This is a genomic window from Nitrospira sp. (assembly GCA_024760545.1).
Lineage (GTDB): Bacteria > Nitrospirota > Nitrospiria > Nitrospirales > Nitrospiraceae > Nitrospira_D.
Genome location: CP060501.1, coordinates 724,871 through 750,112, shown reverse-complemented (window position 1 = coordinate 750,112; position 25,242 = coordinate 724,871). Strand labels below are relative to the sequence as shown.

Below are 25,242 nucleotides of genomic sequence, written 5' to 3'. Positions count from 1 at the left end.
AAACGTTGCTCGCTCGGCTCATTCCCAATCATTGTTTGAAGGGCTCTCTCTTATGACTAGTACGCGGGTCCTTCTCTTCACCTCAGTCCTGATCGCAGTGTTGTTGGGCTACATGTATGAGGAGAGCCTCATCTATTTGTTCAACCACTGGTTAGGCAGTGACGATTATAGTCATGGAATCTTTGTCCCGGTGATCAGTGGGTTCTTAATATGGCAATCCCGACATCGTCTCTTGCAAATGCCGAGAGAATCCTCATGGTGGGGTCTTGCGGTCATCGCAGCGGGTCTTGTTCTCTATGTAGTTGGTGAGTTGTCCACGCTCTATGTTGTCCTCCATCTCTCCTTGTGGATGGTGATCGTTGGTTTGGCGATTGCGCTCATCGGGATGAGCGGCGCGAAGGCGATCGCATTTCCACTCGGCTATCTCTTGACCGCGATTCCCTTGCCCGTATTTTTCTACGCGAGTTTATCGAGCCAGCTTCAGCTGTGGTCTTCATCCTTGGGAGTCGGGTGTCTACAACTGATCGGAGTCATGGCGTTTCGCGAAGGCAATGTCATTGACTTGGGACCGGTACAGCTTCAAGTGGTCGAAGCTTGTAGCGGTATTCGCTACCTGCTGCCTCTGACTTCTCTGGCGCTGCTCTGTGCCTACCTGTTCAAGGACAAGATGTGGAAGCGAGTGGTCCTGGTGCTTTCCGCGATTCCGATCTCGATCCTCATCAATGGTTTTCGTATCGGCATGATCGGAGTTCTGGTCGAACTCTATGGGCAAGGAGCTGCCGAAGGGTTTTATCACCTGTTCGAGGGATGGGTCATTTTCATGGCGAGTTTTGGGCTGCTGATTGCTGAAATGAGACTACTAGGACGAGTCGCGGCGGTGATACCCCAGAGATCATTTCGTGAACAGTTTACCTGGAGAGATCAGGCGAAAACTGACGGCCACGAGCCCAGCCTCAACCAGCCGATCCGTCTCCTATTCGCGCCAGGGCGCGCCTATCTATGCAGTGTTGCTCTGCTTGCGCCATTCACTCTGCTGTCGACGGCCTTCGGTGATCGGGAAGAGGTTGCTCCAGCTCGGGCGCCCTTTATCGAGTTCCCGATGCAGGTTGGTCCGTGGCGAGGAGCCCGCTTCGCTCTGGAAAAGCAATATATCGATGCCCTTCGGTTCGATGATTACGTCCTTGCCGACTACCATTCGGACAAGGGACCTCAGATGAATTTCTATGCCGCCTACTATCGGTCACAAAGGAAAGGACAATCGGCACATTCGCCTCAAAGTTGTCTGCCTGGAGGGGGATGGGAGATTGCGTCCTTGTCACGCACGGAGTTGCCGTCGTCACCGACGATGGGGCAGCCGGTCATAGTCAATCGCGCCGTGATTCAGAAGGGTGATCAGAAGCAGATCGTCCTCTACTGGTTTAAACAGCGCGATCGACAGATCGCGGACGAGTACCAGGTCAAGTTGTATCTGTTGTGGGATGCCTTTATTCGCCATCGAACCGACGGGGCGCTGATCAGATTGGCGTCGCTTGTGAGTCCTGGTGAATCTGAGGCGGCCGTCGACCAACGTCTCCAAGCATTTGCGGTTGAGATCGGCCAAGAGCTGAACCGGTTTGTGCCGGATTGACCGGCGGCAGCCAAGGCATGCGAGCGTATCTATGATGAACGAATTGTTTTTCAGTTCCATGACGGCGTTACTTCTGTGCATGGCACTGATCCCTCCCTTACGGCTGGCGGCAGAACGATTTCAGGTCATGGATCTACCGGGAGGACGCAAAGTCCACGAGCACCCGATCCCACGCGTCGGCGGGCTTGCCTTTGCCGTGGGGGCCTGCGCTTCAATTGCCTGGTGGGGTGCGAGAGATGCGACTACGTTCTCGGTTCTGGTCGGGTGCGTGATTATAGTGGCATTCGGAGTCTGGGACGATCGTGTCGACCTGAGTTATCGGACCAAACTGGTGGGGCAGATACTCGCGGCCATGGCGGTTGTCATCGGCGGTGACATTTGGTTTACGACGCTTCCCTTCTTGCCTGACGTTGAAGTGCCGGCATGGGTCGGCGCTCTCGTGACCATTGTCTTTCTTGTCGGAGTCTCGAATGCGGTGAATCTGACCGATGGCTTGGACGGACTGGCCGGCGGCTTATCGTTCTTGACGCTGTCGGGAATCGCCTATCTAGCCTTTCTCGCGAATGACTCGGTGGTGCTCACGCTCACGGTTCCCTTTCTTGGGGCGCTCTTGGGTTTCTTGCGGTACAACACGTATCCGGCACGAATATTTATGGGTGATGGCGGCAGTCAACTGTTAGGTTTCATGATGGGTGTGCTCGCCATCCTGTTGACCGATTCGTCACGTGGGCCATTCAGTCCGAGTCTCGCGCTTTTCCTATTGGGGCTGCCGTTTCTAGACACACTCGGTGTGACAGGTCAGCGATTGGCTGAAGGGCGCTCTCCATTCGTCGGCGACCGGGCGCATATCCACCATAAGTTGCTGCGGACTGGACTGACTCACTATGAGGCTGTGACCGTGATCTACTTGATCCAGGCAAGCATGCTGGGGGTGGCCTATCTCCTCAGATGGCAGTCCGACACGTTGATTCTGCCGCTCTATCTCGCCCTGGCGATTTCAGTGCTGTTGCTTTTTATAGCGGCTGGACGCGGTCTTCTTCCCACTCCGACATCACGAGAGGGATTGTTCATGTCGAATGTCGCCGTGACGCGCTTTGTGAATGGGCCGCTGTTGACGGATATGCCGATCCAGTTCCTGGCTGCCGCCGTTCCGTTGTTTTTGATCGCACTCGTCTTTATTCCCTCGAACGTGCCAAGTGATGTGGGCTATCTCTCGATCGCTCTCTTTGTTGTGGTTTTGCTTGGCATTTCGACACAGGTCGCACCATATTTTGTGCGTGGCGGACTCTATGTGGGAACGACGTTTCTGCTCTATGTCTGTGAGGGATCGCGATCCTCGTCCGTATCTGCCGTCGCGATGGCCCACAATGCATTTTTCGTTGTGGTCGCGGTCATGGTGCTGTTGAGTCTTCGGTTTAACGAACAGAACCGGTTTCAGACCACCCCGCTCGATTATCTGATGGTGTTCTTGGCGATCACCTTCCCGCTGCTCCCGGAAGTGAATGCAGATATATCTCATCTGGGAGTCTTTGCGGCCAAGCTACTCGTGCTGTTCTTTTCCTTTGAACTGCTCCTCCACGCCTTTTCTCATCGCGTCCGTCAATTGGGACTGGTTTCGCTCTGGATCCTCTTCGGACTCGGAATTCGGATTTTGTTGTAGCGAACCCGGTTACGTAATAACCTAGGTCCATGACAACGCCTTTCATACAGCACAGATGGGGATGGACTCTCGGCATGTGTGTAAAAATCGGGATTGTTCTTCTGTCGGTACTCGCATGGACTGCTTGTGGTGGTCCCGAGGAGAGAAAGGCAAAGTACTTTGCTCGTGCCAATGAGTACATTGAAGCGGCCAACTATCCCAAGGCTCGCGTCGCCCTGAGAAATGTCCTGAAAATAGACCCCAAGGATGCGGATGCCTATGTCCTCTTTGCTCACGTTGAGGAGAAGGAAAAGAACTGGCGCAACGCCGTCCAACTCTATCAGGAAGCCGTCAGATTGGTCCCCGATCACTCCGCTGCGCTGATCACGCTCGGCAAATACTATCTCGAAGCCCGTCTGACTGATCACGTGGTGGAAGTGGCCGACACGGTGCTGAAAACCGATCCGCACCAGCCGCAGGCCAATGCGCTCAAGATCGCCGCACAGGCTGTGACAGAAGAAGCCATTCCCCCGGCCATTCCAAAGGCGGAAGCGCTGGCGAGGGAGTTTCCGACAGAACCGGACGTCGCCATCTTGCTGGCTACGTTATACGGTCAGCAGCGGCGGTATCGTGATGCGGAGAACACACTCAGAAGAGCCCTGGAAGCGCAGCCAAGAAATCTGGATCTTCTGAACAATTTGAACGCCGTGTTGACGGGAGCGAAAGATTGGGTTGGTGCCGAGGCGGCCATTCGTCGGATGATCGAGGCTGAACCTAAGTCTTTGGATCATCGACTAAGGCTTGTCCGCTTCAATGTGGGTCAGGGCGCATACGAGAAAGCGGAATCGGTCCTGCGCGAGGCGGTAACCCTGGATCCGGACAGCGAGCAATGCCGCCTTATGTTGGCCGACTTTTTTATGAATCGAAGGGATGTTCCTTCCGCCGAGCGGGTACTTCTCGAGGCTGCCGCACATCTGCCGTATTCAAGCCACATTCAATTCGGACTCGCGACCCTCTATAAGAGGAGCGGGCAAGACGCAAAAGCACGGGAGCGCTATTCCGCGTTGGTTGAGGAATATAAGGGGAAGCCTGTCAGTCTGGAAGCCAAGGTGAGGTTGGCCGAGATGGATCTCCTCGCGGGGAGGGAAGTCGAAGCTGAGCGTCAAGTGGAGGAAGTGTTAAAAGCCAATCCTCGTTCTTCCGATGGGCTGATCCTATCAGGTCGAATGGCTTTGGCCAGACGGAATGGGAAGGATGCCGTACAGGCATTTCGCACGGTCTTGCACGATCAGCCCGAGCTGGCAACGGTTCAGTATCTGCTTGGTCAGGCCTATCAGCTGACCGGTGAAACCAACCTTGCAAAGGAAAGTTTTGAGCGGGCAGTTGCGTTGTATCCCGACCAGGTGGATGCGAAACGGTCCCTTGCCGTGTTGGAAAGCAAAAGCGGGCGCTACCAACAGGCTCGTGCCCGGCTCGACGAACTGCTGAAACAGCGACCGGATGATGTGGCCGCTCTTGACATGCTGATGACGCTGGATTTGGCGACGAAGAACTGGCAGGGAGCTGAACAGACCTTGGTGCGGATCCGTCAGATACCGGCCGGCAATTCCGTGGCGTCGATGGCTGAAGGGCGATTTTATGAGGGGCAACGCCGTGTGGAGGAAGCTCGGAGCGCCTATGAACGTGCTGTGGTGGCGGCACCAAACGATCCAGAACCGCTGCTGTCTCTTGTGAAGCTTGAAGTGGCTCAAGGTCAGACCGTCCAAGCGAGAGCTCGCTTGGAATCGATTCTGGCTTCACGTCCAAACCATCCATTCGCCCATGGGTTACTCGGAGAGGTCTTGTCCATCACGAGAGAGCAGGAAGCTGCGGCCGCTCAGTTTCGCGAAGCCGTGCGATTGAATCCGAAGTGGATATCACCATGGCTGAGCTGGGCCTCATTGGCCTTGGCGCAGAAAATGCCTGATGTGGCTGTGCAGGTTCTCGAAAACGGTCTGAAAGCTAATCCCGACAGTGAAGAGTTGTACATGCTGTTGGCCTCCGCTCATTCGGACAAAGGACAGACTGACTCCGCCATGGCCGCGTATGAGTCAGCGCTACGTGCGAATCCCCGCAATGTGCTTGCAGCCAATAACCTGGCTGTTTTGCTCGTTGAGCGAAAAGGCGATCCATCAAGTCTCCACAGAGCCTTCGCGTTGAGCCGCGATTTTGAGAAGGAAGCACCACATCCGCTGTTTATCGATACGCTTGGTTGGGTGCGATTTAAAATGGGACAACAGGAAGAAGCGATTCGATTGATGAAGCAGGCTGTTGCCAAATCTCCGGAAATCTCTGTCCTGAATTATCATCTTGGGATAGCATTCTTTCAGTCCGGGAAGCAGGCGGAAGCCCGTACCTACCTATCGAAAGCTCTCAAGAGTCCGGATCAATTCGAAGGACGGCGAGAGGCGGAACAGATCCTCGCGCAGATAAGAGGGTAAGGAGAATCCATGTCTCGCTTTATGCGATTGGTGGTAAGTGGGTGTTTCGTGGCAGCAGCCGTAATCGTAGCCTGGTTACCGGGTCAAGCTCGAGCCGGTGATGCGATCACAGCTTCACCGACATCGCAGGTTGATCCGGGATACCGCCTAGGTGCCGAGGATGTCATGCTGGTGTCGGTGTGGAAGGATGAACAGCTGACACGAGAAGTCGTCGTCCGCCCTGACGGGATGTTTTCGTTTCCTCTCGTCGGTGATATCCAGGCCGAAGATCGGACGGTCGATGACATCCGTGGCGACCTGGTGAGGCGGTTGACGAAGTATATCCCGAATCCGAATGTGTCCGTGGCGGTCACGAAGGTCGTCAGTTACAAGGTCTACGTTGTCGGGCGAGTCAATAAGCCGGGCGAATACTTGATCGGCCATTATACCGACGTGCTTCAGGCGTTAAGCCTTGCCGGTGGATTAACTCCGTTTGCCGCGGAAAACGACATTCGGGTCATGCGCCGGGTACGAGGAGAGCAACACGCCATTCCCTTCCGCTACGGCGATCTTCGCAAAGGCAAGGACCTGGAGCAAAATATCATGCTCCAGCGCGGTGACGTTGTCATGGTGCCCTGACAATCGCAGTGTCCATGCAACCGCACTGCAAGGGGAGAAGTCGCGTTTGGAGTCGCAGGGAGACTGCTCGAGTCATCCTTGTGGCAGCGATCGTTTCATCTGGCTTGGTACCGGGGGGCCAAGCGGCCGAATGGTCGCTCTCGCCATCTGTCGGCGTCAAAGGGGTCTATAACAGCAACTTACTGTTGACCCCATTGCCTCACGATGACACCTATGGATACTGGGTCACACCAGCCACAGAGTTTGCCGGAAAAACCGAGCGCCTGGACGTCAGCAGCCGCGTTGCAGCGGATTTCGTCGGGTACTTTGGCGGAGAGAGCCGACAGTTTACCAATGTCTATGCGCCGTTGTCGTTGCAGTATCGGACCGAACAGGACCTCATCGCTTTCACCGGTGGGTTCACTCGTGACAATACGCTGCTCAGCGAGTTACAGGCGACGGGAGTCGTTCTGCAGTTCACGCAGCGCAATCAGTGGACCGCAAATCCTACGTGGACCAGAAGGTTGACGGAAAAACTTTCTGTTCAATCAGGTGTGCAGTTTTCAGACACGACGTATGAAAGTGAGAGATTGGCTGACTACCGGTTGATGGGGGGATCCGGAGGGTTTCTCTATCAACTCACTGAACGAGATCAGATTCAACTGTCCGGGTCGTATGTTGATTTCCGAACCACCAACTCTCCTTCTCTATTTCAAGCGCATTTCCCCGGGATCAATATGAGCCTGACGCATGCCTTTGCAGAATCGCTTAAGGGAACCATCTACGGCGGGCCCAGATTCTTGTCGTCCAGTTCACAGACGCCGATCGGCGATATCACGGCTCGAGAGACGGTGTGGTTGGCCGGGGCGAGTGTGACGAAGAATTTCGAGAGGGCTTCGCTGCAAGCATCCTTCGCTCGGGATCTCGTTCCCAGCGGTTTTGGATTACTTATCCAGACCAACCGAGGCGAAGTGTCGGGTTCATACGAAATCTCAGAAACCGTTGCCTGTTCCCTCAATGTGGTCGGAATGCTCACGTCAGGAAAGACGAGGGCGGCCGTCGGCGGAGTGTTTCCGGACAGCAGCTACGTCAGCGTCGCACCAAAATTGTCATGGAGAATTTTCGAGTGGTGGCAAGCGGAGGTGTCCTATATGTACCGATGGCGGGATATCGATACTTCCGCAGATACAGCGCAATCCCATGCCACAATGTTCATGGTGACCTATTCTCCCCCCAAATGGGCATTTGCTAACTGAAAAGCGATGGCTTCTACACACATCCCAGCACAGGCTTCGGAGCAGGCTAAAAGTCTCAAAGACTATGTCGCGTCCTTTCACCGACGCCGAAAGCTCATGGTCTCGACAAGTGTCGGACTATTGAGCGTCACCCTTGCACTGGCCTTTCTGTGGCCTCCGACCTACAAATCCACGGCGACCATTCTGATCGAGGAACAGGAGATTCCATCCGATCTTGTGCGATCGACCATCACAAGTTATGCCGACCAGCGCATCGAGATCATCAAGCAGCAAGTGATGAGCCGCACCACCCTGTGGAAGGTGGTGGAGCAATTCAATCTGTATGAGGATCTCCGGAGGAATAGTCCGGCAGAGGAGATCGTGAGGCGTTTCGTCAAGGACATAGAAGTGGAAGTGATCAGCGCGGATGTCGTGGATAAACGCACTCAACATGCGACCAAAGCTACTATTGCCTTTACCGTGGCGTATCAAAACCGGTCTCCTGAACTGGCGCAGAAGGTGGCGAACGAGCTCACCAGTCTCTTCTTGGGTGAAAATTTGAAGAGTCGCGAGCGCCAAGCGCAGGAAGCCTCGTCGTTCCTTCAGCAGGAAGCGGATAATCTGGCCCGGCATATCGGTGAGATCGATGAAAAGATCGCGTCGTTCAAACAACGGGCCAGCGGGGCGCTCCCGGAGTTGACGCCCTTGAATCAACAATTGATGAACCAAGCTGAACGTGAGCTGATGGACGTCGATCAGCAGATGCGAAGCCTCGAGGAGCGGAAAACCTATCTTGAGGGAGAATTGGCGACGATCAAGCCAAACACTCCGATTGTGTCCGTCACGGGAGAGCGCATTTTGGATTCAGCGGATCGCCTGCGCGCGCTGCGCGCCGAGTATGCGGGTGCTGCGGCCAATCTCTCGTCCGATCATCCGGATATCATCAAGATGAAGCAGGAGATGGACGCGCTTGAGAAGGAGACGGGTCAGCTCCCCGATGAGGCAGAAACCATAAAACGGCTCACCGATGCGCGTGCCGTGTTAGCGGCGGATTTGGAGCGATTGGGGCAGGAGCATCCCGATATCATACAGTTACGGCGGAAGGTTGCTGGGCTCGAAGAAGAAGTACAGCGCGTCAAAGCTGGGCCGAGTCGGAAAACTGAGCTGCGACCGGAGAATCCTGCCTACATCAATCTCCAAGCTCAACTGAATTCCGCAACCGCTTCCCTGGAGGCGCTTCGAAAAACCAGAGTGGACTTGAAACGCAGACTTCAGGAATACGCGACACGGCTGGAACGGGCTCCCGAGATCGAACCGGAGTATCTTGTGCTGACTCGAGATCGGGATACGTCGGGGCAGAAGTATCAAGACATTCGGTCTCGGTTGTTGGAAGCGAAGGTGTCGGAAGGTCTGGAAGTGCAGCGAAAAGGCGAACGGTTTTCTTTGATCGACCCACCCAGTCTTCCTGAAAAGCCGTTCAAACCGAATCGGCTGGCTATTGTGCTCCTTGGATTCATCCTCGCGGTTGGTGGCGGAATCGGCGCCGGGGCAACGGCGGAATCACTCGATCATTCGATCCGTACGCCGGAACAGATCGTTGCGTTGACACAACATTTCCCGTTGGCGGTCGTTCCCTTTATGCCGAATGAAGGAGATTTCTCTCGGGTGAGGTTGCGGCGACGTATCTTTCAGAGTGCCGGGATAGGCGCGGTGGCGACGATTCTTCTCTTCTTGCATGTCTTCGTGGTGCCGTTAGATGTGCTGTGGTTTACTGCATTGAGACGATTTGGCATGGAATAGGGACACAGAAAGAACATGGATCGTATTCGAACCGCACTCAAGCTATATAAAGATTTAAAAGACACCTCCTCCACCTCCTCTCGTGGGGAAGGGACGAAGCGGACTGCATCTCACTCTGTCCCACCTCCGATCACGTATACGCGAACCAGATCACTCCACATTCCAGTTTCCGTGCTGCGCGGTCATCGGGTGATGGCCTCCTATCAGAAGGGACCATTTGTCGATGCTTACAAAATATTGAGAACGCAAGTTACGCATCGGCTTCGAGAGAACGGGTGGAATGTGTTGGGTGTCACCAGCCCAGGGTACGGTGAGGGCAAGACGTTGACGGCCGTGAACTTGGCCGTCAGTCTCGCCATGGAGACGACGCAGACGGTGCTCCTGGTGGACTCGGATCTTCAGGATCCAAGCGTGCACAAGGTGTTTGGTTTGCAGGACTGTCTCGGGCTTGCGGATTACTTGCTGGACGACCAGCCCGTCGAGGATCTGCTACTTCATCCGGGAATCGGACGATTCGTGCTGTTGCCTGGAGGACGAGCCATCTCGAACTCCACCGAGATCTTGACCTCTCCGAAGATGGTGGCGTTAGTCGAAGAACTCAAACATCGATATCCCTCACGAGTCGTCATCTTCGATCTTCCTCCGTTGCTTCACACGGCGGATGTGCTGGCATTTGCACCTTACACAGATGCCCTTCTCATGGTGGTGGAGGAGGGGAGAACGACCGCAGATGAGCTGCAGCGGGCTTTAGGGTTGGTCAAGAATTCCCGCCCCGTTTTGGGAACGGTCTTAAATAAAGCAGGACGATCATCTCTGACGCTGGCCGACATGAAGGCGATGTTGTCCCAATAGGAGACGACACGGAGAGCGGATCGGAGCAATCATGTACGAATCCTTCTATCACTTGAAGACCAAACCGTTCGCGCTCTTGCCGGACAGCAGTTTTCTCTATTCCGGTTCGGAACACCAGGCTGCCTACAGCTTGCTCGAATATGGCCTCCTCAGCCAGGCTCCGTTTATGGTGCTCACCGGCGAGCCCGGTATGGGCAAGACATCCCTTCTCCAGAAGCTGATTGCCGAACACGGAAACAAACACAAGATTGGGCTGGTGACCAACGCCCGTTACGACATCGAGCATCTCTTGCCTTGGATTTTATTGTCTCTCGGATTGAGCACCAAGCGGCTTGATCCGATCGAAGCCTATCACATGTTTTCGGAATTCCTGGCTCAGGAATCGAAACGTTCACGACGGGTCATCCTCATCGTAGATGAAGCCCAAAGTCTGGGAGCCGAGTTGCTCGAAGAACTGCGGCTCTTGTCCAATATGAACGATGGTCAGACATTGAAGTTGCAGATCATCCTATCCGGCCAACCGGATCTCCATACCTTGCTCCAGCGAATCGATATGACTCAATTTGCGCAGCGGATCGTCGTTGACTATCATCTGAAGCCGCTGTCTGAAGCCGACACGGCCAGGTGCATTCGCCATCGAATCCAAGTCGCTGGTGGACGGCCTTCCCTTTTTACCCAAAAAGCATGCGCGCTGGTGCATCGTTTGAGCCGAGGAACCCCGCGCCTGATCAATCAGGTATGCGATGTGGCCTTGACCTATGGGTATGCCGAGCAAGCGAAAGTCATTACATCTAAATTGGTCGCCCAAGCGGCCCTAGATCGATGCAGGGGAGGGATCCTGCCTCTGGCAGCTAAAGAAGAGTTGGTTGGACTGGCGGCGGCTCCGGAAGATGCGAGCGAAGTGGAAGTCTCTATTCCACACCTCCGATCGCCAGGGAACGAGGAATCGGCCGCAGGCCGTTTCATGGGTTCTCCTGAAAGAGCCTACTCGCAGGGCCTGATGCTGAAGGATGAAGAGCGATTGAAGGAGGCCATAGACCTGTTTCATGTGGCGGCGAAGGATAAATCAATGTGGCTCAAGGCCTATGCTCAAATCGGGCTTTGCTATGTCAAGATGAAGGAGCCGCACGCCGCGATACAAGCGTTTCGTACGGCCCTGAAGGATGAGAAGGCGTCGCCGGGGGATACCATCGATGCGCTCTATTTCTTAGGGCGTAGCCTCGAATCGGTCGGGCAGGCCGGCGAGGCGTTTGAAGTCTACCAGCAAATTGAGCAAGCGGCACCAACCTTCCGAGACGTTGCGAATCGGACAAGGGAATTGAGGATTATTTTAAAGCAATCGGCTAAAGGACGAGAGACGGCAATGGGAAAAGACTCGTGGTTCAGCAGCGTTATCGATAATTTTCAACGATTCCTGATCGGGAGCCAGAAGTAGGCTTCGATGAATGGCAGGAGTGGTGCTTCCATCCGTCTTAAGTAAGTTTTCTATTTCTTACGTGCCAAACGGGACGATTTCTGGTTTCATTGACATGAACCAGTGTTAGGTGCGCGAGGTCGGGAGCGTCATGTCGGATCCAATCGATCAGGTGTCAGAACCAGTCGTGAGCCCGGCGGAACGCTATGAACGCGGGCTTGCGCTGAAGAATGCAGGAATGCACAAGGCTGCAATCGATCAGCTTGAAATGGCTGCAGTCGATCCATCGTTCGCGGTCAAGGCGTATGCTCAGATGGGCCTGTGTTATAAGCTATCCGGCCGCTATGAGGAGGCCGTCCCGGCATTTCAGAAAGCACTCAAATTCACACCGGGGTCCTCCAAGGAAACCGTTCAAATTCTCTATCTTCTCGGTCGCACGCTGGAATCGTTGGGCCGTGTCGCGGAAGCCATGGAATCTTATCGCTGGATCAGGCGGGAGGATGCGGCCTATCGAGATGTCGCTGAACGTATTGAGCGGCTGAGCTCCCGTCGCCCGGCCCTGGCTGCGAAAAAGGTATAGTGCCCATCTGAGCCTTTCCCGGTCATGATCTGTCGCTAACGGCCCGCGGACAGAGAGGGCCGCTAAGCGGCGAAGCAGGCCTGCAATTCGTACTCGAATCCCCGGCGCCGTAAACGGATCAAGTCCCGTCGACTCAGTTCATCCACAATCGTGAATACTTGATTCCAGGTGAGTTCTGGAAGACGAGAAAGAAGTTGTTCGAGCAAAATATGTCGTTGCTCCTGAACGATGATCAAGATCTTTGCTTCGGCTTGCCCGGCAATAGCATTCATGTGTGACCTCCTCCATCACCATGAGTTATAGGCGCATAGACCGGCCGTCCCGCCTGCGTTGGACTCCACCGAACGACTATCACGCGAATAGTTCCTAATGTGAGCAGGATTCCACCCAACGCCACCAACGCCCTCCAATCGCCTCCTCTGAACCATTCAGAGATCACTTCCGTCAGCATCACCACAAGGATGGTGTCGACGATAAAGGTCACCTTGACACGACCTTCGCTGAAATAGGTGAGGGTGGTCGTAAACACTTCGACGATTGCCAGTAAGATGAGGGTGTTGATGATGACCTGTCGTAACACGACTTCGGTTGGCTGGTGGGTGAGGGTCAACAGATCCAGGAATGTTTTCAGGATCCCGCCGGTGAGTGCAGTCAAGATGGTGATCATCATCAGACTGAGCACTCCTTTGATTCCCCAGGTCCAGACCTCCATCGGATCGAGGCGGCGCAACCGATCCCACGCCGTGGCGCCCCCCGCCAGGAGAATCTGTCCAGGCGTGTTCCAGAACGTACTAGAACTCATCGATCAATACCGGACGAAGGAGATCGCGAACCGCGAGTACTCCGACGACCGTCTCCGCCTTGAACACCATTAAATGCCGTATACCGTGCTGGTGCATGAGGTCAGCCGCTTCTGTGATGGGACGCCGTTCATCGATCCCCGCGATCGGCTTGCTCATGATGGCATCAACCGAGAGAAGAGGCGGTTCCTGATCGATCTCCGCCATTGTTCGGATACTGTCGGGCTCCGTCACGAGACCGATAATGTGATTGTCATCTTCCTCAAAGACGCTCACAATCTTGCAATTCGACATCAGTTTTGCCGCATCGACGGCGTTCACTCTCGCGGGCACGGTGGCCAGCGTTCGCTTCATCAGTTGCCCCACAGTGATCATGATTCCTCCTTCGCTTGGGCATTTGCGGTTTCTTTTGTCGTACTGTGAGGGTACTAAGCAAGAGTTGCAGAACTATGACTCTCGCGTAAAACTTCTGTTAAATGTACCGTTCCTGTGTGGTAGGCTCATCTTCATCAGATATAGGAGGGAGCATGGATTGTGTGCTGTTTCGTCATGGCATCGCTGTCGAACCCGAGGAATGGGAAGGAGCGGAAGAGAATCGTCCTCTCACGGAGAAGGGAAAGAGGCGGACAAGACAGGCCGCTGAAGGGCTTGCGGCGCTTGACTGTAAGCCGACCCATCTGTTTACGAGCCCGTTCGTGCGAGCCTATGATACGGCGAGGCTGTTGCGTGCGGCCGTCTGTCCGACATTGAAGGTCGAGACGCGGGAAGAGTTGGCTGTCGGGGCCAAACCGGAGCAACTGATTGCTTTTCTCCATACGCTCCCGTCGGATTCGGTCGTGGTGTGTGTGGGGCATGAGCCTCTGCTTGGTGAAGTCGCGGGTCTGCTGCTCTGCGGGAGAGCCGTTTCCGGCTTTCATCTCAAGAAGGCCGGGACCGCTTGGATCGAGGTACAGGGAGTTGTGAAATCGGGACAAGGACGCTTGTGCTGCTGGCTTGAGCCGATGCAGCTGCGGGCAATGGGGAAACGATCGCACACCAAGAAACGGGTTGCCCAGCCTTAGGCAGGGGCCGTTCCGGCCTCGACCACAGGCTTGTGGTTCTGTAACACCGGGAGAATATATCCACGGAGTTCATCCTGGATTTCTTCTGGAGATTTTCTCGCGTCGACGACGTTGAACCGAAATTCCACCGCCATCTTGTCGAACTCTTCGATCAACAGCGATTGGTATTTTTTGAAACTGTCGTAGAGATCGGCTCCAAGCCGAAGATCCATGCCGGATTCCCAGTAATTCATTCCGGTGGTCTCGATGACTCGAAGCGCCAGTGTTTCGACATCGATTCGCAGATAGCACACCAGATCCGGGATCAGCGCGAACCCGAACACGTCACGGATCCATTTGCGGTCGGCGCTGCGCACAAAGTCCCGGGCAAACGCCGTATAGATGTAGCGATCGGCCAAGACGACGAATCCGGATCGGAGAGCCGGAACGATCTGATGCTCGAGACGATCGGCGAAATCCGTGGCATAGAGAAGACTGAGCGACCAACGGTCGAGGATATTCCCGGCCTTCGCCGCTTCGATCGCTTTGGACATGAGGTTGGAGCGAGTCCATCCCGTCGTGATCACTCCATAGCCCTGCACCTCCAGCCATTCCTGCAACATCTCGATGTGAGTCGATCGGCCGACCCCGTCGGTCCCTTCGACGGCGATCAGCTTCCCTTTAAGCTCACTCGGATTTAGGTACTTCAAACCGTCGCCAAAAAAGCGTGCGTCGGCCATAGATGCCTCGTCTGGGTTTATAGCCATGGAGTGCGTCCGCCACCAACGCCCGCATGTGTTCCTGCTGCGTCTCGATGTCTTGGGTCGCATCCATCGTCAAGAGACCGAATTCATCGACGATCTTGTCGTATTCCGTAAGAATCTGTGATTGAAAGATTCGGAAACTCTCGGTGACGTCGGCGCTCAGATTCATGTCCATGCCGGCTTCATAATACTTGAACTGGCCACGCGTTCCTCGCACGAGTCTGGAAATGGCCACTTCAATCGGGACTTTGAAGTAAAACGCCATATCGGGCTTGATCGCAAACGCATAGAGTTTTCGAACCCACTCATTGGGCACGCCGCGCACGACGTCGCGCGCAAAGGCCGTATACATGTAGCGATCGGCAAGGACGATCATTCCGGCCTTCAAAGGAGGGAGAATCTGGTGATAGAGCCGGCTGGCAAAGTCCGTGGCATGCAGCAAGCTGAACGTGGTCGGGGTGAGGCTTTTCGATTTTTTTCCTCGTTTCGTGGTTTCTTTCACGAGCTCCGATGAATTCCACTCGGTAAAGAACACCTTGTGGCCTTTGGACTCAAGCCACTTGTGAAGCAGTTGCAGTTGGGTGCTCTTGCCTGACCCATCGATGCCTTCGACGATGATCAGTTTCCCCGGGTGAGGATGAGGTGCGGTCTTGATGGTGTGAGATTCGGTCATGATTTGTCGGTTTCCACCAGCACTCCGGAGAACTGGACGCGTCGGCGGAATACTTGTTCGAACAAGTCGGCTCGGCTTGTCGCTGCCCACAGCTCCATCTCTGCGTCGCCCGTCACGTGGACCTCGATTGTGACCTGCTTCCCAAACTTGACGTTCACGGCTTGGACAAGGGAAAAATGGGTTCGATCGAGTCCGTCGGCGATCCGTAGCAACGATGCAAGGATCTTGACCACACGTTGCAAGCGGGGAGGCAAGCAGTCGAACTCTTCATGCTTCAGGGCCGGCAGGGCTCGCCGGTGATAGCGAGCGATGTTCGCAACCACATCGATCTCTTCGGCTGTCAATCCGCCCAAGTCGCTATGCTTGATCAGGTAGTAGGCGTGCTTGTGATGTTGTCTCGGATTGATGTGGTAGCCCACATCGTGCAGGATGGCCGCGTATTCGAGCCAGGTGCGCTCCTGCAGCCCTAAATGATGTTCCCGCTTGGTTTGATCGAACAGGCGCAAGGCCAGGTTGGCCACGTGCAGGGAATGAGCCTCAGGAGCGTGACAGCGGCGGGCAAGACCGATTACGTTGCGACGGCGGACGTCGGGAATGTCATTCTCGGCCTTCAGGCCTTCACGATGGCGGACGATAAAATCGTAGATCACCCCCTCGCGGATAGCCTTGTCGCAAAGCGTAACCTCATTGAGGTCCGATAGCTCGGTCAGACATCGGAGGACGACAGTGGTCGGCAGCAGAGTATCGACACGCTTCGGGTCTAGGCCGGGAATCGCCAGGCGCGCCTTCACCGATGACTGGGCCAGCTCCGCTTCAAGGACACGGATATCTTTCAACTGGACCTTCGCAAGATTGTGCTGCGGCAACGGTCGTCCCGTCTGACGAAGATGGACGACCTCGGCGACGTTCCCGGCCATTCCGGAGGTGGCCACCAGCGAATGAAACTTTTTCATCTTGAACGATCCGAGAGCGTCGCGAAGGTGAGTGAGGACAGCCTGTTCCAAGGTGTGCATCATCGACTCCGACGGCGGAGTCTTGGGAAGGAATTGTTCGGCTAAGCGGATCGCGCCGAGTTTGAGGCTCTTGCCGTGGATCAGCCCGTCCCGGTTACCCACGATCAATTCTACGGAGCCGCCGCCGATGTCGATGACCAACGTCGGTCCGTCCGGGAGGGCGATGCTGTTCTTCACGCCCAGGAAAATCAGTCGGGCTTCTTCGGTCCCGCTGATCACCCGCACTCTCAGCCCCGTCTGTTCCATGATCAAAGCGACGAAATCGCCGCCGTTTTGTGCTTCACGGACGGCGCTGGTCGCGACCGCGACGATGCGGTCGAACCCTTTGTTGCGGGCGAGTGTCACCAATGTCTTGAGGACTTCCAACGCGCGAGCCATGGCTTCGTCGGACAGCCGCTTTGTGGCAAAGACGCCGTTCCCCAGCCTGGTGATGTCTTTGAAACGGTCGAGTATCTTAAAACTGGCATCCGGCAGAATCTCAGCCAGTACCATATGAATGGAATTGGTCCCGATATCGATAACGGCGAGCTTGGACACGGAAACCCCCTATGAATCGAGAGTTTATGGACCTTAATGAACGAACGGGGGGTGTGTCAAGGAGCAGACTGTTAACTGTGTGTTACAAATACACGGCGCGCATGGCGATGACGCGAGCTCCGTGTATTATTTGACGGTGAAATGAACGCTCCGGTTTTTTTGTCTGCAGTCGCCGTTGTGCTCGAAACAAAGCGGGCGGTCTTTTCCGTAACTCGTCGTGTTCACGTCGAGGGACAGGCCGAGTTGTTGGAGATAGGACTTCACGTTCCGAGCCCGACGCTCGCCGAGGACGAGATTGTACGCCGATGTGCCTATCTCATCGCCACGTCCTTCCAGCAGGAGGCGTGTCGCTCTGCCATTCTGTAATTGCTTCGCATTGGCCTCCAAGACGCGCATCGACTCCATGCGGATCGAATCTCGGTCAAAATCAAACAAGATATCGCTCAGCATTCCGGCAGCCATGCCTGTCGCATTGCGGGATGCGAGCTCTGATTGCATGGCCGGGCTTCTTCGCGGGTCGGCCGGTTGGCTGTCGTCTGGAGAAATCTCTGTGATGGTTGGTTCGTTGATCCGCTCCTCCTGTGCGCGCCCCGTTTGGCCGGTCCCCGATCCGGATTTCGTGGCGCAACCCTGCGCAAGGAGCACGGCGAGAAAGGACAAGCCCACTAGAGTGACGCTACACACCTGCCTCATAAATCCTCCTCTGAGTAAAGAATAATTGCATGGTCACTGAACAAGCGTCGCTGTTCGTTCATAGATCGGCCGAGTATCTTTGAGCGGCTCCCACTTCAAGACCGCGAGTGTATCGTCAACGTACCTCGTCAACCGCATGCCGTTCAACACACAGGTCACTCCCGGTGTACTGCTCAGGATCCAGAGCACTTTTTGTGAGAGCGAGGCTGAGCGGTGGGATGCGGGCAAGAGGGGGTCGATCGCCTGTGCGACCCGCTCGGTTTGGGCTCGACTCCGCATGGTGGCTTCGTGCCGGAGGCCGCGCAGCAGAGTCAGCAGCTCCGGAACATACCGTTGACGCCAGTCCTCCCATTGTTCCGCCGCAGCTCCGGAAAGCTGGCGTGAGAGCAACTGAAAGACTTGGTTGACGTGCGGCGCAATCGTGCGGTGTTCGATCTGTTCCCAATGTTCCAGTCCTTGAATCTGCGGATGTATGCGCTGCAGTTCTACCGACCAATTGAAGAATTCGGCCGGATTCATCCCTTGCGCGGCCAGTTTGATGCTCGGCGCGATGGAATTTCGGTATTCCTGCTCGAGATTGCCGAGCGTGACCAGCTGGCGGTCGAGATCGATAGGGGTGTCTTCGAGCGGGAAGTCCGCGAGGCGCTGCATCTTGTTCTGGGCCACCATGGCATTTAAGGGCCGATTCACCAAAATCGATATGTTGTTCTGCCGCGCATATTCAAGGACGGTCTGGGAGTGCGATGGTCCTGTATTTGCCGTGAAGGCGGCTCCGGACTCGAAGAGATTCATTGGACATTGAAGGACCTGAAAGTGATGGGTCGAGATTCCAACGGATCGGGCTGCGGATTCAGCTGCTTGGATCATGAGTGCCAGTGAGGTCGCTTCCGGGTTTTCAGCGGGAGATGTAACCGTGTTGGAGGACACACCATAATATCGAAGTCGCCCTGCCGAGACCTGGGTTTCAAAATAGACAAATGCACGTTCGAGTCGAGCATAGAATTCTGCACGTAGTGTTTCCAGATCTGTTTTGCCATGGTGCGCCGCTTCTGAAAAGAAATATTCGGGATTGTGCAGCAGGCAAATATCCAGTGTCGTCAGTCCCAGACGATCCAGCGACAGCGTCAATTGATCCGCCAGGAATTCCGGATGGATGCAGTGCCAGATCCCATCCCCATACTTGACGACTTCAGAATAGGGATGGCCGGTCTTTTCTTTGGCCTCGGCAAGTTTCAGATTCTGTCCCTGCACGTAGCCGATTTTGGAGACGACGATGATTTCGTCGCGCCGAACTTCTCCCGACGAAACGAGTTCCGTCAGCACAGATCCCACCAACCGCTCGCTGTCGCCGTCCATGTAATTCGTCGACGTGTCGATGAGATTGCAGGACGTCCGCAATGCTTTTTTCAACGCTTCGCGAAATTCGGCATTCTGCATATCGACGCGGTAGGTGCCGAATCCCAGCCGTGTCGTGGTCAAGCCGGTCGTTCCGAGTGTCGTGAAGCCGTTGGCCAAACCGATTTCGCCGTCACGCGCCATAATTCGGGAGGCATAGGCTGCAGTGCCTTGAACAGTTGCGCACCCCGAGAGGCTGGTGCCTTGCAGCAGCCGCGGCTCGTCTTGATGGGCCATTGACGTCGTTTGGTCGGTCTGTAACGCATCTGGGATGGCGCGATGATCGGTGATCGGTCGTTGACAGGTGAAGTTGCGACAGATGTACAGGGTAGCTCTTCCCGAAACCTGCTCCTTGCCTTGCAAGAGTGGGAGCATTGACGGGTCCAAGGAAGATTTTGTCGCCACGATGCGATTGGGAAGATAATAGTGTGCCACCGCTTCACGGAGTGCGCGAAGCTCGTCTTGCGACTCTGCTCCAACGAATGCCAGCTCCACTGGCCCCTCAGTCAGAAAGTCCACCACCGCCAGACTCTTGGCGAAGGCTCGAGGGTAGCGGCTCATTTGCCGGCCGTAGGCTCGCACTGCGGAGGTTGCGGCACGTCGCCAATCTTCGCGATCGAAATGGAAAGACAGTCGGGCAAGGGCTGAAGCGGCGACGGCATTCGCACTCGGGATAGCCCCGTCCGTCCCTTCCCGGTGTCTGAGGATAAGAGATTCATGGTGTTTGGCAGTTGTGAAGAAGCCGCCTTGCTCATGATCCATAAAGTCCGTGATCAGGTAGTCCGCCAGTCGTGCCGCTGCCTGGAGATACGATTCCTCGGCTCCGGCTTCATAGAGGTCCAGCAGTCCTTCGGCAAGATAGGCGTAGTCTTCAAGATAGGCATCGAGGTGCGCGCGATCGGCTCGTGATGTACGTAAGAGCCGTCCGTCCGGCTTGGAATGACTCCGCAGCAGAAAATCGGCGGTTCGTTTGGCGTGTTCGAGATAGTCCGGCTCTCCGAAGACTCGCGCTGCCTCGGCCATGGCCGACAGCATCATCCCATTCCACGCGGTAATCACTTTATCATCGAGACCGGGCGGGACGCGTTGTCGTCGCGCCTCATACAGGAGCGGCTTCACTCGGGATGCGGTCTCCACCAACTCATCGGTCGTCAGATCCAGCTGTCTGGCCACGTCCTCGATTGGTCGTAAGCGGTTGGGAATGCTCTTCTGTTCCCAATTGCCTGATGCGGTAATATCGTACAGTGCGCAAAACCGTCGCGTGTCCTCATCATCCTTGAGTACGTCTTGTACCTGTGCAGGGTTCCAGACAAAGAACTTCCCCTCGACCCCTTCAGAGTCGGCATCCGTCGATGAATAGATGCCGCCTTCAGGTCCGGTCATTTCCCGGCGTATATAATCGAGAATCTCGGTCACCACTTGCCGATAGAGCGGCTTCCTGGTGACTTGGTACGCTTCGACATACACACGGGCCAGGAGCGCATTGTCATAGAGCATCTTTTCGAAATGAGGGACTAGCCATCGCGCGTCGGTCGAGTAGCGCGCAAAGCCGCCGCCGATGTGGTCATAGATTCCGCCCGCCGCCATCATGTCCAGAGTCCTCGTGACCATAGTGAGCGTATGGAGATCGCGTGAGCGTCGGTGACTCCGGAGCAAGAAGGACAATCCCGTAGCCGGTGGAAACTTCGGTGCCGTTCCAAAGCCGCCATGAGTGCCGTCGAAATCCTCTCTATATTGAGCGACGGCGTCGTCGATCACCGATTCGCTGATGGAGATGGGGGAGGGGACCTGTCTCGCTCCTTGTAGTTGCTCCGTCAGTTCTTTGGCCTGAATCCGGACTTCCGATGGCCGTGTCTCCCAGTAATCGGCGATCTTCTTCAAGACGGAACCGAAACCCGGTCTGCCCCATCGATCTTCGGGAGGGAAATACGTTCCCGCGAAAAATGGTTCTTGCTCCGGTGTCAGGAAGACCGTCATCGGCCATCCACCCTGACCTTGATTCATCGTGACCGTAGCGGCCATATAGATCTCATCGAGATCAGGCCGTTCTTCCCGGTCTACCTTAATGCAGACAAACCATTGATTCATGAGCTCGGCGATCGCCTCATTCTCGAAGGATTCCCGTTCCATGACATGGCACCAGTGGCAGGCGGAATAGCCGATTGAGAGCAAGATAGGGCGATTCCTCTGCTTCGCGAGCTGCAGCGCGTCCGGTCCCCAGGGATGCCAGTCTACGGGATTGTAGGCATGTTGCAGCAAGTAAGGACTGGTCTCATGGATGAGGCGGTTGGGAGATCGCTTGTTTGGAGATGAAGACATTCAATCAACCTAGCATCGTGACTGGAACAGCGTCAACGGCATCCAGGCAAGTCGCGGTCCGGTTCAGTATGTCGAGAATCCCCAATCTTGCTGTGAATGCAAGTTGTGATAGTCTAGATGGGGCAGGACACAAATGAGAGAGATAGGTCCATACTCCAACTATCGGTTGACGGTTCGCCTGGAACTCGCGAACAAACCCGGCATCTTTGCCAGAGTGGCGGGGCTCTTGGCAGAAGAGCAGGCGAATCTTGGAGCTGTCGATCTCGTCTCGGCGACGAAGACCCGCATGGTTCGAGATATTACCTTTGATGTGCAGAGTGAGGAACACGGCGAGAAAGTTCTCGCCCGTTTGGGCAAGTTGCCCGATGTGACTGTGCTCTCGGCTTCCGATCGTATTTTTCTCCTCCATCTTGGTGGAAAAATTCGGGTGGCGAGTAAGTTTCCGATCAGTACTAGAAATGTGCTGTCGATGGTGTATACCCCGGGCGTCGGTCGTGTCGCTCAGGCGATCGCCAAGGACAAATCTAAAGTCTATACATTTACCAGCAAGAGCAACACCGTCGCCATTGTTTCCGATGGTTCGGCTGTGCTGGGGTTGGGCAATCTCGGTCCGGAAGCGGCTCTTCCCGTCATGGAAGGCAAGGTGATGCTCTTGAGAGAGCTGGCCGGCATCGACGCGTGGCCCATTTGTGTGAGTACGCAAGACCCGGACGAGATCGTGCGGATCGTACAAGGCATTGCGCCCGGATTCGGCGGGATCAATTTGGAAGACATCAGTGCGCCGCGCTGCTTTGAGATCGAGAAGAAACTGAAACAATCACTCGATATTCCCGTGATGCATGACGATCAACACGGCACCGCAGTGGTTCTATTGGCGGCATTGACGAATGCACTCAGAGTCACAGGGAAACGACTGGAGCACGTTCGTATCGTCGTCAATGGTCTTGGTGCCGCAGGCACGGCCTGCTGTCGAATATTGCTGGCTGCGGGAGCGACTCATCTGTTGGGATGCGATAAGGAAGGGATCATCCTGTACGGAGAAGCTGATCAACTCCGAGCATGCCGTACCGACCTTCGTGCTTGTTTGACTCGAGATAAGCCGAAAGGGACGTTGAGGGATGCATTGAAAGGTGCCGATGTCTTCATCGGGCTTTCAGTCGGCAACGTTATGACTGCCGAAGATCTCGATCTGATGACCCCGGATCGAATCGTATTTGCGTTAGCCAACCCAGACCCGGAAATTCCCCCGGAAGTGGGAGTCTCTCACAGCTCGATCTTTGCCACCGGACGATCGGATTATCCGAATCAGATCAACAATGCGCTTGCGTTTCCAGGAATTTTCCGCGGTGCGCTCGATAGCCAAGCCAGCGAGATCAATGAAGCCATGAAGTTGGCCGCAGCCGAGGCTATCGCTCGCGTGATTCCGGAGAATACCTTGAGCGAGGATTACATTATTCCGAGTGTCTTTGATAAAGAAGTCGTCCCTCGGGTGGCACGTGCCGTCGCCGCCGCGGCACGCGCTACCGGAGTCGCCAGAAGACGGACGAAATCAACCCATCCATCTCTGCGTGAGTAAACGCGTCCTTCCCTTACGGCCCATGAACAAGGCAGTCTTCCGACCGCAGGCCTGACAGGAGCACGTTTATAGGGGGAGCGTCAGGGTTTTGCGGCCAGGGAAGGCCGCTCTTTCTCATACCAATCCTTCGTCCATCGAATCACTTCTTCCTTCTTATCGCCATATCGTTCCTGGACGCGCCCGATGAATTTGTCGTAATCCCCTTCGGCCTGCGTCAGGTCATCATCGGTCAACTCTCCCCATTTCTTTTTGAGTTCTCCTTTAAACTGAGTCCACTTGCCCTTGAATTGGTCTGCATTCATCTGTGCCTCCTTTATGGATGGTTATCAATGTGCTTGCAGTTCAGAGCGTACGCTCCATACAAGTTACAATAACTCCTTATCCGCTTCTGGCCCACTAGGGAGTTCCATAGCTGTATCTAGTGCACCTAGTCGTGTTTAGTCATGGTGGAGACTGACAATTACGTGCCTTCTTTTCTTTTTGGCTGGAATGTCTCGATGAGACGATCGAATTCCCTCCGATACTCAACCAGGTCAGAGAGCTGCCGAGGGCCCTGCGGTCTCCAGCGAAATCCCGCTTGATCATCCCATCACGTGTTTCATGACTACAGCTTCTCGTTATATGCGGTCACATGCAGCAGGAATGCGATGGACGACCTATGGTCGGACGCGATTAGAGGGAACGGAAGTGCGATTCCCTACACGCCCAATCCTTCGTGCTCTCTCGCGTTCAGTTCTAGGGTTTGCCCTCGCACTCGTCATGTCCGGAGTGAGTCACGCTGAATCCTCGCCACAAGAACCCACTCCAATAGAGGAACCCACTCCGCATGCCGGGCGAGAATTTCGCACCAAGCTGTTTGGAGAGGAGATTTATGTCGCGCCGAGAGATCGCCGGTCCGTCACCGCCGCGAGTTTCGGGTTGCAATGGATCCCGGACGGCCCCGCCCAGCTCGAAGTACTTCCCTTCGGAGCGCTTTATGTGTGGCGAAATTGGGATGACGACAATCGACGATTCCGTGGAACCATTACAGGGGTCGTGAACGACCTGAATTACTCGATCGGACTCCGGACATTTCCCAATTGGACCTTGCTCTTTACTCTGAACAATTTCATCGCACCGCTGGGACGATCTGAGAATGTTGAGGGACAGCGGATCCGTGACACCGAAATTGAGTGGAGTTACGTGTTCGGTGGTATCGGGTTAGGGTACCGTCTTCCGATTCGTCCGTTCAGACAAGATAGTGCCGTCAATCTTTTTGTGACGTATGAGCCGGGATTCCGCTGGTTCAAGGGGACCGGGCATACCTCACCCCAGTATGGCGTTCCGAGCGACACCTATGAAGGCCGGATTCACCTCAAGGTTCGTATCGATGCCATGACCCGTAATCTCATGGAATTGCCCCATGAAGGTGTGACGATGGGTGGCGATGTGATTCAAGGACATCGCGCCAAGTGGACTGCATGGGGAGGCCCGCCGTTCGACACACCCGATTTCAAGCAAGAGCGCATCTATCTGGCCATGAGCGGATACTTGATGGCTGCGTCCGGGCTGCCGTTCGTCGACAGTGAGAAGCACCGTCTGGTTTCGAGCTTTCACGCAGGGATTGGGAAAGATCTTGACCGGTTTACGGCCTTCCGACTTCCGGGACGCCCGACTGGCTATGAATGGGACGCCGTGTCATTGCCGATGATTCATGGGGTGGCATTCAATGAACTCTTTCCCAAGCACTACGCAATTGCGAATGTGCAGTATCGGTATGAAGCCCTTTTCTTTCTGTATCCTTATGTGGAAGCGGGCTGGGCGTTCCTTGATCGTCCGCGCTTTACGTCGGATGGTCGGATCACACAGTCGACGGATTCGATGCCAACCGTGGGGGTCGGTGTTGTATCCGGTGCCCCCTGGCGGTCACAAATTGAACTGAACTATACCTATAATTTTGGAATCTTCCGCGATTCGGATGGAGGCTCACCCACAAGAGGTGGCCACGGTATGTTCTTGTTCTGGTCGAAGGAATTGGGATCAAAGTCAGGAGGGTAATTCTTCTCGGACGCATTCTCAGATCAAGCGGTTGCACACTTCCCACCTGTACCACAATTTCCCAGTGCCAATGTAGACCCTTGTTCGAGAATTTGAGTTCGCCTCGCCACACTTCATCATCCTCACCCGTATTCTGCTCTGGTGAGTCCGCTACTCTGCCTGTGGTACAAT

21 protein-coding genes are annotated in these 25,242 nt (G+C 55.2%); 12 read left to right on the top strand and 9 right to left on the bottom strand.

Annotated features, from left to right (window positions below; translation table 11 throughout):
• Positions 1–52 precede the first annotated feature (52 nt).
• From xrtD to H8K03_03580, 9 genes are all read left to right on the top strand, one after another.
• The gene (gene xrtD / locus H8K03_03620; protein ID UVT21016.1) at positions 53–1,627 is read left to right on the top strand and encodes a VPLPA-CTERM-specific exosortase XrtD; all 1,575 of its coding nucleotides are present in this window, start codon (positions 53–55) and stop codon (positions 1,625–1,627) included.
• Positions 1,628–1,658: 31 nt separating this feature from the next.
• The gene (locus tag H8K03_03615; protein ID UVT21015.1) at positions 1,659–3,287 is read left to right on the top strand and encodes an undecaprenyl/decaprenyl-phosphate alpha-N-acetylglucosaminyl 1-phosphate transferase; all 1,629 of its coding nucleotides are present in this window, start codon (positions 1,659–1,661) and stop codon (positions 3,285–3,287) included.
• 74 nt (positions 3,288–3,361) lie between these two features.
• Positions 3,362–5,746, top strand: a complete 2,385-nt coding sequence (locus H8K03_03610; GenBank protein UVT21014.1) for a tetratricopeptide repeat protein — start codon at positions 3,362–3,364, stop codon at positions 5,744–5,746.
• 9 nt (positions 5,747–5,755) lie between these two features.
• Positions 5,756–6,364, top strand: coding sequence for a polysaccharide biosynthesis/export family protein (locus H8K03_03605; GenBank protein UVT21013.1), 609 nt, complete (start codon positions 5,756–5,758; stop codon positions 6,362–6,364).
• A gap of 80 nt (positions 6,365–6,444) precedes the next feature.
• The gene (locus H8K03_03600; GenBank protein ID UVT21012.1) at positions 6,445–7,599 is read left to right on the top strand and encodes a hypothetical protein; all 1,155 of its coding nucleotides are present in this window, start codon (positions 6,445–6,447) and stop codon (positions 7,597–7,599) included.
• Between the two features lie 6 nt (positions 7,600–7,605).
• Positions 7,606–9,378: a lipopolysaccharide biosynthesis protein gene (locus H8K03_03595; protein UVT21011.1), complete on the top strand. Its 1,773-nt coding sequence runs from the start codon at positions 7,606–7,608 to the stop codon at positions 9,376–9,378.
• A gap of 15 nt (positions 9,379–9,393) precedes the next feature.
• Entirely contained in the window at positions 9,394–10,230 is an 837-nt protein-coding gene (locus tag H8K03_03590; protein ID UVT21010.1) for a CpsD/CapB family tyrosine-protein kinase, read from the top strand.
• Between the two features lie 31 nt (positions 10,231–10,261).
• The gene (locus H8K03_03585; GenBank protein UVT21009.1) at positions 10,262–11,665 is read left to right on the top strand and encodes an AAA family ATPase; all 1,404 of its coding nucleotides are present in this window, start codon (positions 10,262–10,264) and stop codon (positions 11,663–11,665) included.
• A gap of 130 nt (positions 11,666–11,795) precedes the next feature.
• Complete coding sequence (locus H8K03_03580; GenBank protein UVT21008.1) at positions 11,796–12,224, top strand: tetratricopeptide repeat protein; 429 nt, start codon at positions 11,796–11,798, stop codon at positions 12,222–12,224.
• A gap of 62 nt (positions 12,225–12,286) precedes the next feature.
• On the opposite strand, the gene H8K03_03575 is transcribed toward H8K03_03580, so the two are convergent.
• Genes H8K03_03575 through H8K03_03565 form a run of 3 tightly spaced genes read right to left on the bottom strand, consistent with a single transcriptional unit; the run spans position 12,287 to position 13,399 of the window.
• Positions 12,287–12,496: a hypothetical protein gene (locus H8K03_03575; protein UVT21007.1), complete on the bottom strand. Its 210-nt coding sequence runs from the start codon at positions 12,494–12,496 to the stop codon at positions 12,287–12,289.
• Complete coding sequence (locus H8K03_03570) at positions 12,493–13,026, bottom strand: phosphate-starvation-inducible PsiE family protein (GenBank protein UVT21006.1); 534 nt, start codon at positions 13,024–13,026, stop codon at positions 12,493–12,495. The genes H8K03_03575 and H8K03_03570 overlap by 4 nt, the downstream gene beginning before the upstream one ends.
• Entirely contained in the window at positions 13,016–13,399 is a 384-nt protein-coding gene (locus H8K03_03565) for a CBS domain-containing protein (protein ID UVT21005.1), read from the bottom strand. The genes H8K03_03570 and H8K03_03565 overlap by 11 nt, the downstream gene beginning before the upstream one ends.
• 152 nt (positions 13,400–13,551) lie before the next feature.
• Between H8K03_03565 and H8K03_03560 the strand changes: the two genes are divergently transcribed.
• The gene (locus tag H8K03_03560; GenBank protein UVT21004.1) at positions 13,552–14,085 is read left to right on the top strand and encodes a histidine phosphatase family protein; all 534 of its coding nucleotides are present in this window, start codon (positions 13,552–13,554) and stop codon (positions 14,083–14,085) included.
• Here the strand turns inward: H8K03_03560 and H8K03_03555 are convergent.
• From H8K03_03555 to H8K03_03535, 5 genes are all read right to left on the bottom strand, one after another.
• Positions 14,082–14,804, bottom strand: a complete 723-nt coding sequence (locus tag H8K03_03555; protein UVT21003.1) for a thymidylate kinase — start codon at positions 14,802–14,804, stop codon at positions 14,082–14,084. The two genes, H8K03_03560 and H8K03_03555, sit on opposite strands and share 4 nt — an antisense overlap.
• A complete protein-coding gene (gene tmk / locus H8K03_03550; protein UVT21002.1) occupies positions 14,752–15,501 on the bottom strand; it encodes a dTMP kinase in 750 nt (249 codons plus the stop codon). Before tmk ends, H8K03_03555 begins: the two co-directional genes overlap by 53 nt.
• Entirely contained in the window at positions 15,498–17,051 is a 1,554-nt protein-coding gene (locus tag H8K03_03545; protein ID UVT21001.1) for a Ppx/GppA family phosphatase, read from the bottom strand. Before H8K03_03545 ends, tmk begins: the two co-directional genes overlap by 4 nt.
• Before the next feature lie 126 nt (positions 17,052–17,177).
• Entirely contained in the window at positions 17,178–17,744 is a 567-nt protein-coding gene (locus H8K03_03540) for an OmpA family protein (GenBank protein UVT21000.1), read from the bottom strand.
• 33 nt (positions 17,745–17,777) lie between these two features.
• Positions 17,778–21,458 carry a DUF255 domain-containing protein gene (locus H8K03_03535; protein UVT20999.1) on the bottom strand — a complete coding sequence of 1,227 codons (3,681 nt, stop codon included), beginning with the start codon at positions 21,456–21,458 and terminating at the stop codon, positions 17,778–17,780.
• 133 nt (positions 21,459–21,591) lie between these two features.
• On the opposite strand from H8K03_03535, the gene H8K03_03530 reads away from it, so the two are divergent.
• On the top strand, positions 21,592–23,034 hold the full coding sequence (locus tag H8K03_03530) for an NAD-dependent malic enzyme (GenBank protein ID UVT20998.1): 1,443 nt from the start codon (positions 21,592–21,594) through the stop codon (positions 23,032–23,034).
• An 80-nt stretch (positions 23,035–23,114) separates the two neighbouring features.
• Here H8K03_03530 and H8K03_03525 read toward each other — a convergent pair whose 3' ends face one another.
• On the bottom strand, positions 23,115–23,336 hold the full coding sequence (locus H8K03_03525) for a CsbD family protein (protein ID UVT20997.1): 222 nt from the start codon (positions 23,334–23,336) through the stop codon (positions 23,115–23,117).
• A gap of 340 nt (positions 23,337–23,676) precedes the next feature.
• Here H8K03_03525 and H8K03_03520 point away from each other — a divergent pair, with 340 nt between their 5' ends.
• Positions 23,677–25,071 (top strand): hypothetical protein, encoded by a 1,395-nt coding sequence (locus H8K03_03520; protein ID UVT20996.1) that lies wholly within the window; start codon positions 23,677–23,679, stop codon positions 25,069–25,071.
• Positions 25,072–25,242 lie beyond the last annotated feature (171 nt).